Raw genomic sequence first — 15,676 nt, 5'->3', positions numbered from 1 at the left:
CATTAAAAGCTACATCAATTTTTCAGATCAAAACATTCAACAGCACTTATTTTACAGATGCTGTTTTATTAAAGATATTGAAATACCCTACCTACAAAGCCCATAATACTAAAGCTATTACCTCTGTAAGAGAGATGTTATAGACAATTCTATTCTTATGAGAATATCCATCATCACCATCAACTACAACGACGTCCAAGGTCTCGAGCGCACTATTAAAAGCGTCCAAGAACAAACGGCGACCAACTATGAGCATATACTTATAGATGGCGGCAGTACTGATGCTAGTAAAGAACTTATGGAGTCCTATAAAAACAACTTCAGTTTTTACTCCAGTGAACCGGATCATGGGGTGTATGACGCTATGAATAAAGGGATTCTAAAAGCAACAGGAGACTACCTGCTTTTTTTGAATAGTGGGGATACCTTATACAGCAATGATGTTTTAAGTAAGGTGCAACCTTATTTAAATACAAGCTTAGCAATAGTATACGGCGATTTATACATCATAGGAGAAGATAGACCTAGCTTTATACATCGTTACCCTAGTGAGTTGGATTTTAATTTTTTTAAAAACACTTCCTTAGGTCATCCAGCGACATTTATTAAAAAAGAACTCTTTGATGTTTACGGCCATTACCGCACCGATTTAAAGATAGTATCTGATTGGGCATTTTTCTTAAATGTGATTTGTGCGGAGCATGTTTCTTATCAAAAAATAGACCTTACCATTTCTAATTTTTATGAAGGTGGTATTTCTACTTCGGCAGATTTTACGGAGCTAAGAAAACAAGAGATCAAAACAGTTTTATTAGATCATTATGATCTTTATGACTCTAACTATGATGCATTAATAAAGGAGAACAATAGTAAAGCAGCTATTTATGATTTGGTGCATCCACAAATAGGTCTGATCACTACTAATAAAACATTACTCAAGATATTGAATAAATTCATTTCCCTTCTTTCCTTCATTTTAAGAAAAAAACGTTCCTTATAAAATGGAGTAGATCGAATCCATAGATGGGTGTTTATTTCGCTTCCCGAAGTGAATTTGGGAGAAGTTTCGCGAAAGCGGAACAATTATAATAAGTATACCTATTAAAAAGGCTAATTTTGTTTTATGCTTGTATCTGCTATTATTCCCTGTTATAATGCCCAATCTACCATAGGTAGAGCAATGGATAGTCTCTTACAACAAACCGTAGTCATAGACCAAATTATTGTGATCAATGACGGCTCTACTGATGCTTCTCTTGAGGTGCTTAATGCCTACCAGTTACAACACAACCAGATGGTTATCATCAATCAAGAGAATCAAGGTGTTGGTGTGGCGAGAAACAATGCTATTAGAAAAGCATTAGGAACTTATATACTCACCTTAGATGGGGACGATTTTTTTGAGCCTAGTTTTGTGGAAAAAGCACTTATTAAATTTTCTGAAAATGAGAATCTAGGAGCTGTAATGTGTGGCTATACGAGAGTGGTTAAGGGTGAAAAGGTACTGCCTTACATTCCTGAACCAATAAGCTTCCAATCTTGTTTGATACGTAATGGCGCTATTGCATGCTTGCTATTTAAAAAGAAAGCCATCATAGAAGCTGGGCTGTATGATGAAGAAATGCAGTTGGGGTATGAGGATTGGGATTTAAATATCCGGATCTTAAAGCTGGGTTATGCCTACGGAGTCGTAAGAGAAGTACTTTTTAATTACACAGATACAGATGCCTCCAGAAATGATCGTGCAGAGCGCAAGGACCTTGAATTACGCATGCAACTATTTTATAAATATCGAGAAGATTATGAGCAACATAGCGCCTATTTTTTTAAAGAATTTATAAAAGAAAATAATAGGTTAAAGAAGGAAAATCAAAGAATTAAAAACAGCACTTCCTTTAAATGCAGTCATTCCATTATTACCCTCCTAGAACGACTGAAAAACATATTCAAGTCCAATTAAAAAGAACCTATGATTTCCATCATTATCGCTACCTACAATCGAGCAACATATATTGAAGAGACACTAAAGTCCATCCAAAATCAAACCTATACAGACTTTGAATGCATTATAGTAGACGATGGATCTACAGATCATACAGAGGAAATAGCAGCTGCTTTTGAGAAAGCAGATGATCGGTTTATCTATGTAAAAAGGCCTGCGCATATTGCCAAAGGAGCTAATCATTCCAGGAATTTTGGTTATTCACTTTCTAAAGGTTCGCATATTAAGTTTTTTGATAGTGATGATGTCATGCTGCCACAGCATTTAGAGACAAGCATGAAGCATCTAGAAGAGGGAGGGTACGATTTTGTAGTAGGGGATTGTATCAATTTTGACACTACCGGCCTTTTAGAACGGCCATATGAGATCGATAGAGATAATATAAAACTTAGTGCTACTTTATTTGCTACGTTCAAAACAGCATGGATTACAAATGATTTATTAGTAAAGAGAATCTTTGCAGACCAGATAGAGTTTGCTGGTAGTATTAGAGATCAAGCAAGTGAGTATCAATACAATATTAAATTACTTTTACTTACTCAAAATGGTTATTTAATCAATGAAATTTTAAGTCATAGGAGAATTCACGATGATGGTTTTGTGGTGAAAGCGCGCAAAGATTCACTTTTTGTAGACAAAATGAACGCAGAGCTTTATTATATTACTGCTTTATATTTGAAGGATATAGCACCTAAGTCTTTATTGAAATGGTTGCTGTCATGTTATATACAGTTGTCTTTTAAACTAGCAACCATAAAACAATGGCCAGAAAATATATCGGGCGCAACCTCTTTATTAATAAAATACAACGGGATTAAAGGTGTTTTATATCCTATGGCTATGGCACTTTCCTACCTAACAGGTAAAGGTTATCAGTTGGTAAAATATGTGCGTAAAGGATTAGAATAGTTGAATCATTTAATAGAGTCCAAGGTGAATCTTAAATATATGTTTTATCATGTCAAATAGCCTAAAAAGCGATGTAACTGTTATTATACCTTGTTATAACGATGGACTTTATATAACACAAGCGATAGACTCTGTGTTACATCAAACTGTGCTACCAGAAAAAATCATCATAGTTGATGATGGATCACAGCAAGAGACAAAAGACATTCTTAAGTCGCTAGATAATCCTTTGATTCAACTGGTGTTTCAAAATAATCAAGGTGTTGCGATCGCCAGAAATAATGCTATTGAGTTAGCCGAAACTAGACATATTCTAAGTTTAGACGCAGATGATCATTTTGAACCTACATTTATTGAAAAAGCATTAATAATTCTTCAAAAGGACAAAGAAACGGCGGCGGTTTGTTGTTTTTATCAAAAGCATAGGAGTAACAAATTCATAGAAGATGTTATTGAGCCTCTGGGTGGTGGCGTTACTAATTTTTTAGTAAAAAATAATGGCATCGCTTCTGGTATGTTTAGAAGGTCATGCTGGAAAAAGGTAGGTGGTTATGATACTAATTTTAAAAATGGTTATGAAGATTGGGAGTTTTGGATCTCTATTTTAAAGAATAATGGGAAAATGCATATTATTCCAGAGGTGTTGTTTTATTATAGAATTAAAAACACTTCTCGTGATCAAGTAGCAGTAGCTCAGTTTGATGTAGAACTAAGAAAAGCGATCTACAGAAAGCATCAAGACTTATACCTTGTAAATTCGGAAAAGGTATACCTACAAATGATCAATCAAAATAATAAATTAAGAAATTCGATTGTAAATATGCAGAAAAGTAAAGATTACCGTCTAGGCTCATTTCTCTTAAAACCTCTTAGATTTGTGAAAAACCTATGGAGTTAACTAGATGAATATAAAGCAATCTATGGTTTCAATTATTGTTCCTTGCTATAAGCAGGCACATTTTCTTGATGTAAGTTTGGCGTCTGTTTTAGATCAAACCTATCAGAATTGGGAATGTATCATTGTAAATGACGGCAGCCCAGATGATACGGCAAGAGTAGCACAAAAGTGGTGTAAAAAAGATGTTAGATTTAAATATGTTTTTAAAGAAAATGGCGGATTATCCAGTGCTCGTAATAGCGGAATTAAAACGGCAACTGGAACCTACATCTTGCCATTAGATGCGGATGATTTATTGCATGAAGATTACCTAACTAAGTTAGTTCCAATACTGGATTCTAATGAAAGTATAGGAATCGTTTCTTGTTATACTGCGATTTTTATCAATAATATTTCTAATGTCATAGATGAATTAAAACCCAAAGGAAACAACGTAATAAATCTACTCTATCAAAATCAATTAGTTGCTACATCGTTATATCGAAAATCGTTATGGACTGAGGTAGGGGGCTATGATGAGGCGATGAAAAACGGATTTGAAGATTGGGAGTTTTGGATCTCTACGACTAAACTAGGTAGTTCTTATGCAATCATTCCTGAATTTTTATTCTTTTATCGCAAGGCAAAAAAGTCCATGCTGGTGAATACCATAAAAAACCACTTTGAGGATAATAAAGAATATATTATTAAGAAACATAAGGAACTTTATATTAAGGATTTCGATAATTTTGTATCAGTTATGTTTTACAACATACGCACACATCGCGCCTCAGAAATACGTTTAAAAAACAATAAATTTTTGAAATTTTCAAAAATCTTTTTAAAACCAATTGCCATATTAAGAAATAGTTTAAAATAATACCATGAAGCTTTCTGTAGTCATACGTAATAAAAATCAGGATAAGGCATTAGGTTTTTTACTCAAAAACTTAAGAGAACGCTATGCTGATGATATTGCTGAAATTGTAGTCATTGATAACCTGTCTACAGATAAAAGTGAGGAAGTGACAGCCAGTTATAAAGCTCGCTTTGAAAGTATTGAAAAGTTTAGCTATGGTGGCAGTGCGAACTTTGCTGCTCAAAAAGCCTCTTGTGATATTGTAGTGATCTTTAGCGCTCATTCTTATCCAGTCAGTCATGATTTTTTCAAATTGATAAAAATGGCGTTTGAGAAGAATAAAAATCTAGCAGGAGTACGGTGCCTTCATAATTCAAATGATTATAAAAATTATATCAATAAACTAAGTTCAAAAGAAGATCCTAATAGAGCAGGATTGATATTTTCAGGATCTGCCTTTAATAAAAAGGTTTGGGAAAAGCATCCCTTTAATGAGGAGGTAGCTACTTTTGAGGATAAGGAATGGTCCAAACGAGTCTTAGAACACGGCTACGAGATTGATTTGGTACCCGCTATTTTTAATTATGAGATCAAACGCACTAAACAACAGTTGTTCTTTAGATTTAAAAATGACCTTATAGGGAATTACCAACTATGGCATCAAGATGTTTACTATAAGTCAGCTTTCAACGGTTTAATTATGGGCTTTTACCGCGCGTTTAAGAACTTAATCTCTGATATATATTATGTGTGGAAACGTTTTTTTTACGTGCTATCCTTTGTGAGCAACAAGCCTAAAAAGTTTTAATGATTCAAAGACATCATAACAACTTCGATTTTCTAAGGTTTGTATTTGCCTTGTTCGTTTTAATCTCGCATTCTTTTGCGCTACTAGGTATAGCTGATCAGGAATGGTTGGTGAATTATACCAATGGCCAACTCAGTTTTTCAGATATAGGACTAGCTGGTTTTTTTGTAATCAGCGGTTATTTTATTTATAAAAGTTTGGTACGCAGCTCTGGCATTTGGGATTATTTGAAGAAACGATTTTTAAGACTTTTCCCGGCTTTGTTTGTGGTGTTGTTCTTGACTATTTTAATCATTCCCATTTTATATAACGGGTCTGTACCTTTAGGGGAGAATTTAAGTTATTGGACTTACCTTCCCAATAATTTATCTCTTTATGGTTTTCAAGGTACGGTAGATGGAGTATTTGCTAATTTACCTTATCATTCTATCAATGGCTCTTTATGGACTATTCGTTATGAATTTAGCCTCTATTTATTAGTTATGCTTTTCTTATTGATAAGAAAGAAGCCCGTTAAGATCATCATTATAGCTAGCTTGTTGTTTCTTATTTGGATGGTGTTTTTTCAATTCGGACTAGATCGTTTTGGGGGTTCCAAACTATTGGGTATGCAAGGTTTACCCTTATTTAATCTAGGCGGCTTTTTTATTGCGGGGGTGCTCTTGGCAGTTCTTGATTTTAAAAACTGGAACAAGCAATGGATACTGTGGTTAGGGGTGATCTTGCTTGCAGCTTCCCTATATTTTAATTTTTATAGTGTCGTCAAACATGTGCTATTCCCAATTGTAATACTGGGATTAGGTTTTACGGCTATTAAGGGTGTTTCAAGCTTTGGTAAATATGGAGATCCATCTTATGGGATTTATATTTATGCATTTCCTATTCAACAAATTTTAATATTTTATTTTAAATTTGAGCTAGTTGAGTTCATCATTTTTTCTATCATACTGTCGATAATTATGGGTTATCTGTCATGGCACTTTGTTGAGAAAAGGGCATTGAGATATAAATAGGAGTATTTAAATAAAATCACACACACACGCGTTCAAATCATTATGATAGAAATAGCTTTCCTATCTTACGACTTTATAAATAGTACCACACGTTTTTTTTATGTCTGATAGCATCACTATTGTAATTCCTAATCGCAATCGTAATTTAGAAACGGTAGGACGCAGTTTATCCTCTATTGTCCCACAATTAGGTGATTCCACTAAGCTGGTCGTTGTTGATTATGGTAGTTCAGAGTCATATCAGTCAGATCTGGGATCTTTAATCAATTCTTTTACTTCCGTACATTTGATTTTATGTCCAACCCAAGGTCAGCTTTTTCATAAAACACGTGCCATTAATATGGTGTTGAAGGGTAGCACAACTACTTATTTTATGGTATTGGATATGGATTGTATCGTTCATCCTCAATTTATAAAAAAAGCCATGCAATTAGCGAGGGAAGATGTTGTTTACAATTTTCCTTATGGTTTTTTAAAAGAAGACGAGGCTGAAGTCTCCAAAGAGTTCAAGGACTACGAAGTAGATTTTATTGGGGGATTAACAGGTAGCGCTATTTTTAATACCCAGAAGCTACAAGATTTGAATGGTTTTGATGAGTTCTATCACAATTGGGGTGCCGAAGATGCCGATATGTTTGATCGCCTAGAACGCATAGGAGTAGCAACAGTTCTTTATCAAGAAGAATTACTGCTCTTACATCAGTGGCATGAAAAAAACTATAGAAATCCTAAAAGTAAGCAAGCCTTTCACAGCCATTTAGAGAAGGTGAATCACGAATATTATGAGCTTTCGCGAAAGCGGAACACTACTAAAGCCAATTTAAATCACCAATGGGGTTTGCTTTGTGATCCTAAGGAGTATACTATTTTAAAGGATTCTTTGGAGACCTGGCACATTAAAAATTACAGACAAGAAGTGGAAGGCTTATTCGTCAGTTTAGTAGAACATACACTAGATCGTCCGGTGCTTATAAGGATCAGTAAAGTATCCATAAATCTTAAAGAGGCTACCAAAGGTCTGATAAAGAAAAAATCAAAACCAATACTATCTATGGATGAGGTCAATAATAGGTTGCTGGAACTGATTATTTTGCATTACAGAAACAGGGCGTATTCTTATGAATACCTACAGCAGTCAGGGGTGATTCTCTTGTCCATTCATGGAGATATAAAGGGTTAAATGGTAAAAGGAGTTGCAAATTTTCAGGAAATCAAGAAGTTTATTCTAGATATTGAGCAAAGATATCCGGTAGATCAATGGGTCTATAATGATATTTATTTCTGGCCACATATAAGAGTAAAATTGTACTACGCGCTTATTCATTCTTTAAAAAAGGAGGGTTTCAAGGCTGTGCTAGAGCAGCATACTGAGAAGACAAGTATTTCCAAATTGGATGGTCTGAAGCAATTATGGAAGTCTTATATAAATTATAAACGATTCTTTAAAAGTACTACTTCTAAAGCATTACTATTTATGAGTCTGAATATGCATAAGGTGCAACACGAGGGCGCCTATTTCAATAGGTTTTTTGATAGCATGATCTCCGCAAATGAATTAGAAAACGACTCCTTTACTTTTGAAATAAAAAAGAGTTTGGAGCCTTGTTATCATCAAAGTGCCGTTGAGGAAGTAACTCCGTATTTAGATTTCCATTATAAAAAATATAAACTGCTATGTTTTTTTAATAGGATCCAAAACAAACAAGCTCACTATGTGGAAGGGCTCGATCAATTAAAACAATTTCTTATTGAATGTGGTCTTTATAAAGTTGCTGATCAGCTAGTTGAAAATAAAATAGATCTCTGGTCTACTAAGATTAGAGTATATGCTGATTTTTATACTCAATATTTAATAAAAACTCAGACAAAGAAAGTTATAGCAGTGAGTTATTATGGTTTTGATAGTATGTGGTCTTGCATGTTTGCTGCAAATCAATTGGGTATTACTAGCGTAGATTTTCAACATGGCCCACAAACCGAGGTACATATGGCATATGCCAGCTGGACTAAAGTTCCAAAAAACGGTTTTTCTATAATGCCCAAAGAATACTGGTGCTGGGATGAAGAATCTGCAAAAGAGATTAATAGGTGGGCAGTTCCAGTAGGTACTACTGCAAAAGTTTATGGGCAGCCGTGGCTCGCTTATATTCAGAATAAACAAGTACAAGAAGGGCCTCAAGAAAGGGCACTGGTTGTTTTATATTCACTACAAACTTTTCCTTTATTTACTCTAGAGAATACGTTTACCCCAGAGATTATTAAGTTGATAAAAAAATCTAAACACAAATGGGTGCTCAGGTTACACCCTAGTAATACTCAAGAGTCTTATCTCATTGAAGACTATTTGAATAAACATGAAGTGGAAAAAGGAAAATATACCATTCAACGGCCAAATGATACTCCATTACCTACCGTTTTATCGTGCTCTTTATTACATATTACTAATTATTCTGGTTGTACAATTGAGGCAAGGGAATTAGGGGTTAAAACAGTATTAATTGATGCTGTAGGCTTAGAAATGTTCAAAAATTATATAGATAAGGAACTTGTCATTTATCTAGATAAAAAAAGAGCCGGTTTTTATAATGATCTAGAAGAGGTTATTGGGTCTACAGTAAAGAATAATGTTTTTAGAACTAAAGATATACCTAACCCTTTATTTTTTTAAGATAGCTGCAAAAATAATTCTTCTTTTTATGATGACTCATAGAATTCCATATTTCTATAAGTACTCTTTATTGAAAAACGACTACCATACATCTTTTTATTATTAAGCAGTTCAAGTGGGAATTCTAATAGAGATGTTTAAATTTACCTCGTGAAAATACTATTAGTTTCTATGAATAACCTCCACTTTACTCGCTGGTCTGACCAATTGCGAGAAAGTGACCATGAGGTGTTTTGGTTTGATATTAAAGATCAAGGCTATTCTCCATCTATGAGTGGGATGACACAAGTTGTGGGTTGGAAAAAAGGCTTTTTAAAGAAAAGAGGCAGGTCTTTTATTAAAAAAAGAGTCCCTAAATTCTTTTCCTTTTTGTCCTCTCAATTAGATGTGCCAGTAGAAAAAGCTTTTGAAAAAGCCTTGCTCGATATACAACCAGATGTAGTGCATAGTTTTGCTTTGTACATTTCTTGTACTCCTATTTACGAGGTGATGAATAGATACAAAGAAGTCAACTGGTTGTATTCTTCTTGGGGCAGTGATTTGTATTATTTCCAACATCATACAGCATACTTGAAAGATATTCAAAAGGTATTGCTTCGTATGGATTACTTGATTACAGATTGCCATAGAGATCGTCAGATTGCTTTAGAACACGGTTTTAAAGGAAAGTTTCTTGGAGTTATTCCTGGTGGCGGTGGTTTTGAATTGGACTCAATACAAAATAAAATACAAGCTGTTTCAGAAAGAAAAATCATTCTAGTAAAAGGGAACCAGAACAGATCAGGTAGGGCTTTACCGGTATTGAAAGCTTTGGTCGCTCTACCAGGATTACTTTGCGATTATGAAATTGTAATTTTTGGTGCACAACACCCAGAAATATTTGAATTTCAAAAGGAAAAAAATCCGACTATTAGGGTACATGGCTTGCTGGATCATTCACAAATTCTAGAGCTGATGTGTGCCTCTTTAATCTATATTGGAAATAGCAATTCTGACGGCATGCCGAATACCTTGTTAGAAGCTATGTGTTGCGGGGCTTTCCCTATTCAGAGCAATCCAGGAAATGCTACAGCAGAAATTGTGACGCATGCCTCCAACGGTTTACTTATTGAAGATTGTGAAAACTCAGAAGAGATCCAACAGCACATAAGCTTTGCTATACAAAATATCGCTATGATTCAGAACGCCTTTGCGTACAATCAAGCATATGCTCAGGAACATTTAAGTCGCGAAGTGCTTACAAAGAAAGCCTTGAAAATGTATCAAAGCATACCAACAACAGAAGGCTCTATTCCCTTTGAAAGCTGAGACTTACTCCAAAAAAACAACAGGTGAAATTAGAAATAGTGATAAGGCTTCTTGTCATACGGTACCCTATGAACAGGCTATAAGAACCTAGTATACTTGACGATTATTTATTAAATTTTGATCTTATTGTAAAACTCTAAAATTCAGAGACTTATAAAATCAGGAAGAGAGCCGGAGTGGTGTTAAAAAATAGCAGGTCCGTACGTCGATTAAAAGTTAATATTTTAACAGGTTATCCGCTTGTTTCCTTAAATTTGCTCACAACCTCAAAACTATGAAATCCATAGGATTTATCCCATTACGTGCAGGCTCTAAAGGTATTCCTGGTAAAAACAAAAAAAAGCTTTTAGGAAGACCTCTTTTTTGTTGGGTACTAGGAGAGGCTATTGCCTCACAGCTTGATAGCGTTTATGTATATACAGACGACGATGCCATCCTTTCCTTTATAGAAAAAGAATACCACTGGACCGATAAAGTAATAGGTGTAAAACGCAGCGATGCCAGTGCGACAGATACCGCCAGTACCGAGATGGGTATCCTGGAATTTGTCGATAAATTAAAAGCTAAATTTGATATATTCTGTTTGTTACAAGCCACATCGCCTTTTACCACTGCAGTAGATATCAATACCTGTATAGAAGCCGTTGCCCACGGAAAGAATTATGATAGCGCATTAACAGTAGTGAATTCGCATCGTTTTACTTGGCATGCAGACGGTACTCCTAAGAATTATGATATTTTTAATCGGCCTAGAAGGCAAGATTTTGAAGGCCTGCTTATAGAGAATGGGGCTTGTTATGTGACGACTCATTCTGCTTTACGCGAAAGTAAAAACAGAATAAGCGGTAACATCGCAACGGTTGAAATGCCTGAGGACAGTCTGACAGAGATTGATTCCTTAACCGATTGGAAAATTGTGGAAGAATTGCTAGCTGCTCGTTTGAAGTCAAAGAAACAAAGTGAGCGCATTACCCACCTCATTCTCGATGTAGATGGTGTCTTTACGGATGGCTGTATTTACTATGGAGCAGATGGCGAGATGATGAAGAAGTTTGACATGCGAGACGGAATGGGATTAGAGATCTTACGTCAGTATGGGGTAGAAGTGATGGTCATGACTTCAGAGGACTCGCAAATTGTTGCCAGCCGTATGGAGAAATTAAAAATTGACCATGTCTTTTTAGGGGTTAAAGACAAGTACAGCTTGCTTTCTAGAATCGTTAGAGATAAAAACTTATCCTTTTCGCAAATCGCTTATATGGGTGATGATGTGAACGACTTGGCCAATATGTGTGCAGCCGGCTGGTCACTTGCTCCAGCAAATGCCACACAACCTATAAAAAATCACGCAGATATCATTTTGCAAAAAAACAGTGCCGAAGGAGCCATTCGAGAGGCAACAGAATTTATTATCAAATACAACAATCGTTATGAGTAACTATAAAAAACCCTATACCATCGCAGAAATAGGTGGAAACCATAAAGGTGATATGGAAATCGCTAAAGAATTGATCAAAGTAGCTGCCATCTTTTGTAAAGTGGATGCCGTAAAATTTCAAAAACGTTATAACAAAGAGTTTCTTACAGAAGATCAGTACAATGCACCTCACCCTAATCCAGTGAATTCTTATGGAGATACTTATGGTGCACACCGGGAGTTTCTTGAATTTGATGTGAACCAACACGCAGAGTTAAAAGCCTATTGTGAAGAAGTAGGGATTACTTATTCTACTAGTGTTTGGGATACCACCAGCGCTAAAGAAATTGCAGGTTTGAATCCAGAATTTATCAAGATTCCAAGTGCTTGTAACAATCATTACGAGATGTTGGGTTGGTTGTGTGAAAATTACAAAGGGGAAATTCACTGTTCTACAGGAATGACTACTAAAGAGGAGATGGAAGAACTGGTTCAGTTTTTTGAAAAACACAATCGTGCAAAAGATTTGGTATTGTACAACTGTACTTCTGGTTATCCGGTACCCTTTCCTGATGTGTGTTTGCTGGATATCACTACCATGATAGAAAAGTATGGCAAGCGTGTAAAGACCATTGGTTTTTCAGGTCACCATTTAGGAATAGCTGTAGATATAGCCGCTTATACGCTAGGTGCAAACGTGGTAGAACGTCATTACACATTGGACCGTACTTGGAAAGGAACGGATCACAGTGCTTCCTTAGAACCTGCAGGAATGAGAAAATTAGCTAGGGATTTAAAAGCAGTACACCAAGCATTAGATTACAAGAAGACGGATATCCTACCTATTGAGCAAGTACAGCGGGATAAGTTGAAGTACCGTAAGGCCTAAATTGAACTTGAACTTGAACTTGAACTCGAATTTGACTTTGTACGTGAATTTCAAAAAATAAAAAAATCTGTGTCAGCTACAAATCCTAATAAGTCTAAGGTATTCATTCTTTTTCCTGATGGAGTAGGGCTGCGCAATTTTGCATTTACGCATTTTAAAGAAATAGGAGAGCAGCAAGGCTTTGATATCACCTATTGGAACAACACTATTTTTCCTTTGGAGAACGAATTAGGCTATCCAGAATTAAAGATCAAAAGCACCAAAATACATCCCAAAACAGCGGTACTCAGTCATGCTCGTAAAAGGGTCGAATTAGCGCTTTCGCGAAAGCGTACCAATGATCAAGTATATCCTACTTATAGATTTCCGTTGCGATGGAACAGCCTTAAAAACATACTAAAAAGTGCTTTTGTAACATTCCATGAAACTTTTAGCGCCAGCCCTCAGGGTTGGCAAAAATTGATGGATCAAATGAATGCTGCAGAGCGCTCTACGGTGCGTTATCAAGAGGTGAAAGCACAGTTAGAAGTACATCAACCAGATATCGTTTTTTGTACGACCCAACGTGCGACTCAAGCTATAGCGCCACTTCTTGCGGCACAAGATTTAGGGATCAAAACCGCTTGCTGGATCTACAGTTGGGATAACTTACCAAAAGGGATGAGTACGGTGGAGACGGACTATTATTTTGTCTGGTCCGAATTGATGAAAGCACAGCTGTTGGAATATTATCCCAAAACAAAAGCAGCACAAGTTTTCGTTACCGGAACACCGCAGTTTGAGCCTCATTATGATGCTTCTTTATTGCTTTCGCGAAAGCAATTTTGTGAAGCTCATGGTTTAAACGCTAACACCAAGTACATCTGTTTTTCGGGAGATGATCAAACCACTTCGCCATTAGATCAATATTACTTGGAAGACACGGCCATCGCTGTACGCCAATTGCGTAAAGAAGGTCGTGACTTGGCTATTATTTATAGAAAAGTACCTATTGATTTCTCCGGAAGATACGATGCTGTTTTAGAGCAGTATAAAGACGTCATCACTCCTATAGATCCTTTGTGGAAACCTATAGGGGAACAATGGAATCAAGTCATGCCCACTAAAGAAGATTTTGCTTTACTGGTCAATACCTGTTACCATAGCGAACTGGTGGTCAACATTTGCTCCAGTATGGTATTTGATTTTGTGATTCACGACAAGCCTACCATTTATCCTAATTACGAGCAGCCACAGCTCCAAAAAGGAACTCGCGACATAGGACAAAATTACAACTACGTTCATTTTCGTTCCATGCCGGACTATGATCAATCAGTGACTTGGGCGATGCGTAAAGAAGAAATTTACGATGGCATCAAGGGCTTATTAGATGGGGAGTTGAATCCAGTTCCTGTGACTAAAAAGTGGTACGAAATAGTCAACAAACCAGAATCACCTGAAAAAGCTAGTGAACGTATTTGGGAAGGAATTAATGAGATTTTAAAGTAATGCTTTTTAATTCCATAGAGTTTTTGATTTTTTTACCAGTGTGTTTTATCATCTATTGGTTCGTGTTGCAGCGCTATTTAAAATTACAAAACGCCTTTATTCTTATTGCCAGTTACTTCTTTTACGGATGGTGGGATTATCGTTTTTTAGCACTGATCGCTTTTAGCACCTTGGTGGACTTTGCCATAGGAATAGCTATAAGTAATTCTTCGGTAAGATCTAGAAAGAAACTACTGCTGTTGGTGTCACTGTTGGTGAATCTTGGTTTGTTAGGCTTTTTTAAGTACTATAATTTCTTTATAGATTCTTGGGTAGATGCTTTTAACTCTCTAGGTGTTGTCATGCATAAAAGCACTCTAAATATCATTTTACCAGTTGGGATTTCTTTTTACACCTTTCAAACCTTAAGTTATACCATTGATGTATACAGAGGAAAGCTACAAGCATCTCGGCATTTGATCAACTTTGCAGCTTATGTAGCCTTTTTTCCACAGCTAGTTGCTGGTCCTATAGAACGAGCTACCAATTTATTACCCCAATTTTCTAAGAAAAGGGTGTTTAAGGAAGATCAAGCCATTTCTGGAATCCATCTTATTCTATGGGGGTTGTTTCAAAAAGTCGTGATTGCAGACAGTTGTGCTCCCTATGTCAACAGTATTTTTGACAATTATGAAAACATGAATAGTGCGAGTCTGATTTTAGGTGCGGTCTATTTTGCCTTTCAGATTTATGGTGACTTTGCAGGATATTCTAACATAGCCATTGGTACAGCTAGGTTACTAGGCTTCGATTTAATGCGTAATTTTAATTACCCTTATTTTTCAAGAGACATGGCCGAGTTTTGGAGACGCTGGCATATTTCCTTATCCACTTGGTTCCGTGATTATTTGTACATTCCTTTAGGAGGTTCTAGAGGTAGTAAATGGATGCAATTGCGCAACGTGATGATTATATTTATGGTCAGTGGTTTTTGGCACGGAGCCAATTGGACCTTTATTTTTTGGGGTTTTTTACACGCCTTATTCTTCTTGCCTATTTTATTGATTGATAAAAATCGAAAAAACTTAGATCAAGTTGCAAAGGGAACATTATTACCAAGCTTGAGGGAATTAGGTCAAATGTCTTTTACTTTTATTTTGGCTTGTATAGCTTGGGTGTTTTTTAGAGCTCCTAGTTTTATGGAGGCTGTAAATTATATAAAAATCATGTGTACCAATGCTCGTTTTGACATTCAATATTTGAATATCGAGCGTTATAATGTGGAGATGCTCCTTATTATTTTTATTTTTATTGGCCTGGAGTGGCTTCATAGACAATATGAGCATCCATTTATTGGAAAATGGAAGTGGTTTAAAATTACCGCTGTACTCATCATGTTGCTTACTTTAGGCGTATACTCTAATCATCAAGACTTTATATACTTTCAATTTTAATGATC

At 35.9% G+C, this 15,676-nt stretch carries 14 protein-coding genes; all 14 read left to right on the top strand.

Going from position 1 to position 15,676, the window contains the following annotated elements:
- Window positions 1–157 precede the first annotated feature (157 nt).
- The 14 genes from CW736_RS00570 (at window position 158) to CW736_RS00505 (ending at window position 15,671) form a co-directional block, all read left to right on the top strand.
- Window positions 158–1,000, top strand: coding sequence for a glycosyltransferase family 2 protein (locus CW736_RS00570; RefSeq protein ID WP_101012065.1), 843 nt, complete (start codon window positions 158–160; stop codon window positions 998–1,000).
- 123 nt (window positions 1,001–1,123) lie between these two features.
- Window positions 1,124–1,960 carry a glycosyltransferase family 2 protein gene (locus CW736_RS00565; RefSeq protein ID WP_101012064.1) on the top strand — a complete coding sequence of 279 codons (837 nt, stop codon included), beginning with the start codon at window positions 1,124–1,126 and terminating at the stop codon, window positions 1,958–1,960.
- A gap of 9 nt (window positions 1,961–1,969) precedes the next feature.
- A complete protein-coding gene (locus CW736_RS00560; RefSeq protein WP_101012063.1) occupies window positions 1,970–2,911 on the top strand; it encodes a glycosyltransferase family 2 protein in 942 nt (313 codons plus the stop codon).
- Between the two features lie 49 nt (window positions 2,912–2,960).
- Window positions 2,961–3,809 (top strand): glycosyltransferase family 2 protein, encoded by an 849-nt coding sequence (locus CW736_RS00555; RefSeq protein WP_101012062.1) that lies wholly within the window; start codon window positions 2,961–2,963, stop codon window positions 3,807–3,809.
- Window positions 3,810–3,831: 22 nt separating this feature from the next.
- Window positions 3,832–4,668, top strand: coding sequence for a glycosyltransferase family 2 protein (locus CW736_RS00550; RefSeq protein WP_232735373.1), 837 nt, complete (start codon window positions 3,832–3,834; stop codon window positions 4,666–4,668).
- Between the two features lie 4 nt (window positions 4,669–4,672).
- Window positions 4,673–5,455 (top strand): glycosyltransferase family 2 protein, encoded by a 783-nt coding sequence (locus CW736_RS00545; protein WP_101012060.1) that lies wholly within the window; start codon window positions 4,673–4,675, stop codon window positions 5,453–5,455.
- Entirely contained in the window at window positions 5,455–6,468 is a 1,014-nt protein-coding gene (locus CW736_RS00540; protein WP_101012059.1) for an acyltransferase family protein, read from the top strand. Before CW736_RS00545 ends, CW736_RS00540 begins: the two co-directional genes overlap by 1 nt.
- A 100-nt stretch (window positions 6,469–6,568) precedes the next feature.
- A complete protein-coding gene (locus CW736_RS00535; protein ID WP_101012058.1) occupies window positions 6,569–7,648 on the top strand; it encodes a glycosyltransferase family 2 protein in 1,080 nt (359 codons plus the stop codon).
- The gene (locus CW736_RS00530) at window positions 7,649–9,136 is read left to right on the top strand and encodes a hypothetical protein (RefSeq protein ID WP_101012057.1); all 1,488 of its coding nucleotides are present in this window, start codon (window positions 7,649–7,651) and stop codon (window positions 9,134–9,136) included. It begins immediately after the preceding gene.
- Window positions 9,137–9,286: 150 nt separating this feature from the next.
- Complete coding sequence (locus CW736_RS00525; protein ID WP_101012056.1) at window positions 9,287–10,444, top strand: glycosyltransferase; 1,158 nt, start codon at window positions 9,287–9,289, stop codon at window positions 10,442–10,444.
- 274 nt (window positions 10,445–10,718) lie between these two features.
- Window positions 10,719–11,882, top strand: a complete 1,164-nt coding sequence (locus CW736_RS00520; protein WP_101012055.1) for an acylneuraminate cytidylyltransferase — start codon at window positions 10,719–10,721, stop codon at window positions 11,880–11,882.
- Window positions 11,875–12,750 (top strand): N-acetylneuraminate synthase family protein, encoded by an 876-nt coding sequence (locus tag CW736_RS00515; RefSeq protein WP_101012054.1) that lies wholly within the window; start codon window positions 11,875–11,877, stop codon window positions 12,748–12,750. The genes CW736_RS00520 and CW736_RS00515 overlap by 8 nt, the downstream gene beginning before the upstream one ends.
- Window positions 12,751–12,819: 69 nt before the next feature.
- Window positions 12,820–14,238, top strand: a complete 1,419-nt coding sequence (locus CW736_RS00510; protein WP_101012053.1) for a UDP-glycosyltransferase — start codon at window positions 12,820–12,822, stop codon at window positions 14,236–14,238.
- Window positions 14,238–15,671, top strand: coding sequence for an MBOAT family O-acyltransferase (locus CW736_RS00505; protein ID WP_101012052.1), 1,434 nt, complete (start codon window positions 14,238–14,240; stop codon window positions 15,669–15,671). The genes CW736_RS00510 and CW736_RS00505 overlap by 1 nt, the downstream gene beginning before the upstream one ends.
- Window positions 15,672–15,676 lie beyond the last annotated feature (5 nt).

The organism is Nonlabens sp. MB-3u-79, assembly GCF_002831625.1.
GTDB lineage: Bacteria > Bacteroidota > Bacteroidia > Flavobacteriales > Flavobacteriaceae > Nonlabens.
This window is presented reverse-complemented; position numbering and strand designations above follow the sequence as displayed.

What these genes read in the sequence shown, in the direction of transcription:
- CW736_RS00535 (WP_101012058.1), top strand. Translation starts at nt 6,569, where the DNA reads ATGTCTGATAGCATCACTATTGTAATTCCTAATCGCAATCGTAATTTA.
- CW736_RS00520 (WP_101012055.1), top strand. Translation starts at nt 10,719, where the DNA reads ATGAAATCCATAGGATTTATCCCATTACGTGCAGGCTCTAAAGGTATT.
- CW736_RS00545 (WP_101012060.1), top strand. Translation starts at nt 4,673, where the DNA reads ATGAAGCTTTCTGTAGTCATACGTAATAAAAATCAGGATAAGGCATTA.
- CW736_RS00530 (WP_101012057.1), top strand. Translation starts at nt 7,649, where the DNA reads ATGGTAAAAGGAGTTGCAAATTTTCAGGAAATCAAGAAGTTTATTCTA.
- CW736_RS00515 (WP_101012054.1), top strand. Translation starts at nt 11,875, where the DNA reads ATGAGTAACTATAAAAAACCCTATACCATCGCAGAAATAGGTGGAAAC.
- CW736_RS00550 (WP_232735373.1), top strand. Translation starts at nt 3,832, where the DNA reads ATGGTTTCAATTATTGTTCCTTGCTATAAGCAGGCACATTTTCTTGAT.
- CW736_RS00555 (WP_101012062.1), top strand. Translation starts at nt 2,961, where the DNA reads ATGTCAAATAGCCTAAAAAGCGATGTAACTGTTATTATACCTTGTTAT.
- CW736_RS00505 (WP_101012052.1), top strand. Translation starts at nt 14,238, where the DNA reads ATGCTTTTTAATTCCATAGAGTTTTTGATTTTTTTACCAGTGTGTTTT.
- CW736_RS00560 (WP_101012063.1), top strand. Translation starts at nt 1,970, where the DNA reads ATGATTTCCATCATTATCGCTACCTACAATCGAGCAACATATATTGAA.
- CW736_RS00565 (WP_101012064.1), top strand. Translation starts at nt 1,124, where the DNA reads ATGCTTGTATCTGCTATTATTCCCTGTTATAATGCCCAATCTACCATA.
- CW736_RS00570 (WP_101012065.1), top strand. Translation starts at nt 158, where the DNA reads ATGAGAATATCCATCATCACCATCAACTACAACGACGTCCAAGGTCTC.
- CW736_RS00540 (WP_101012059.1), top strand. Translation starts at nt 5,455, where the DNA reads ATGATTCAAAGACATCATAACAACTTCGATTTTCTAAGGTTTGTATTT.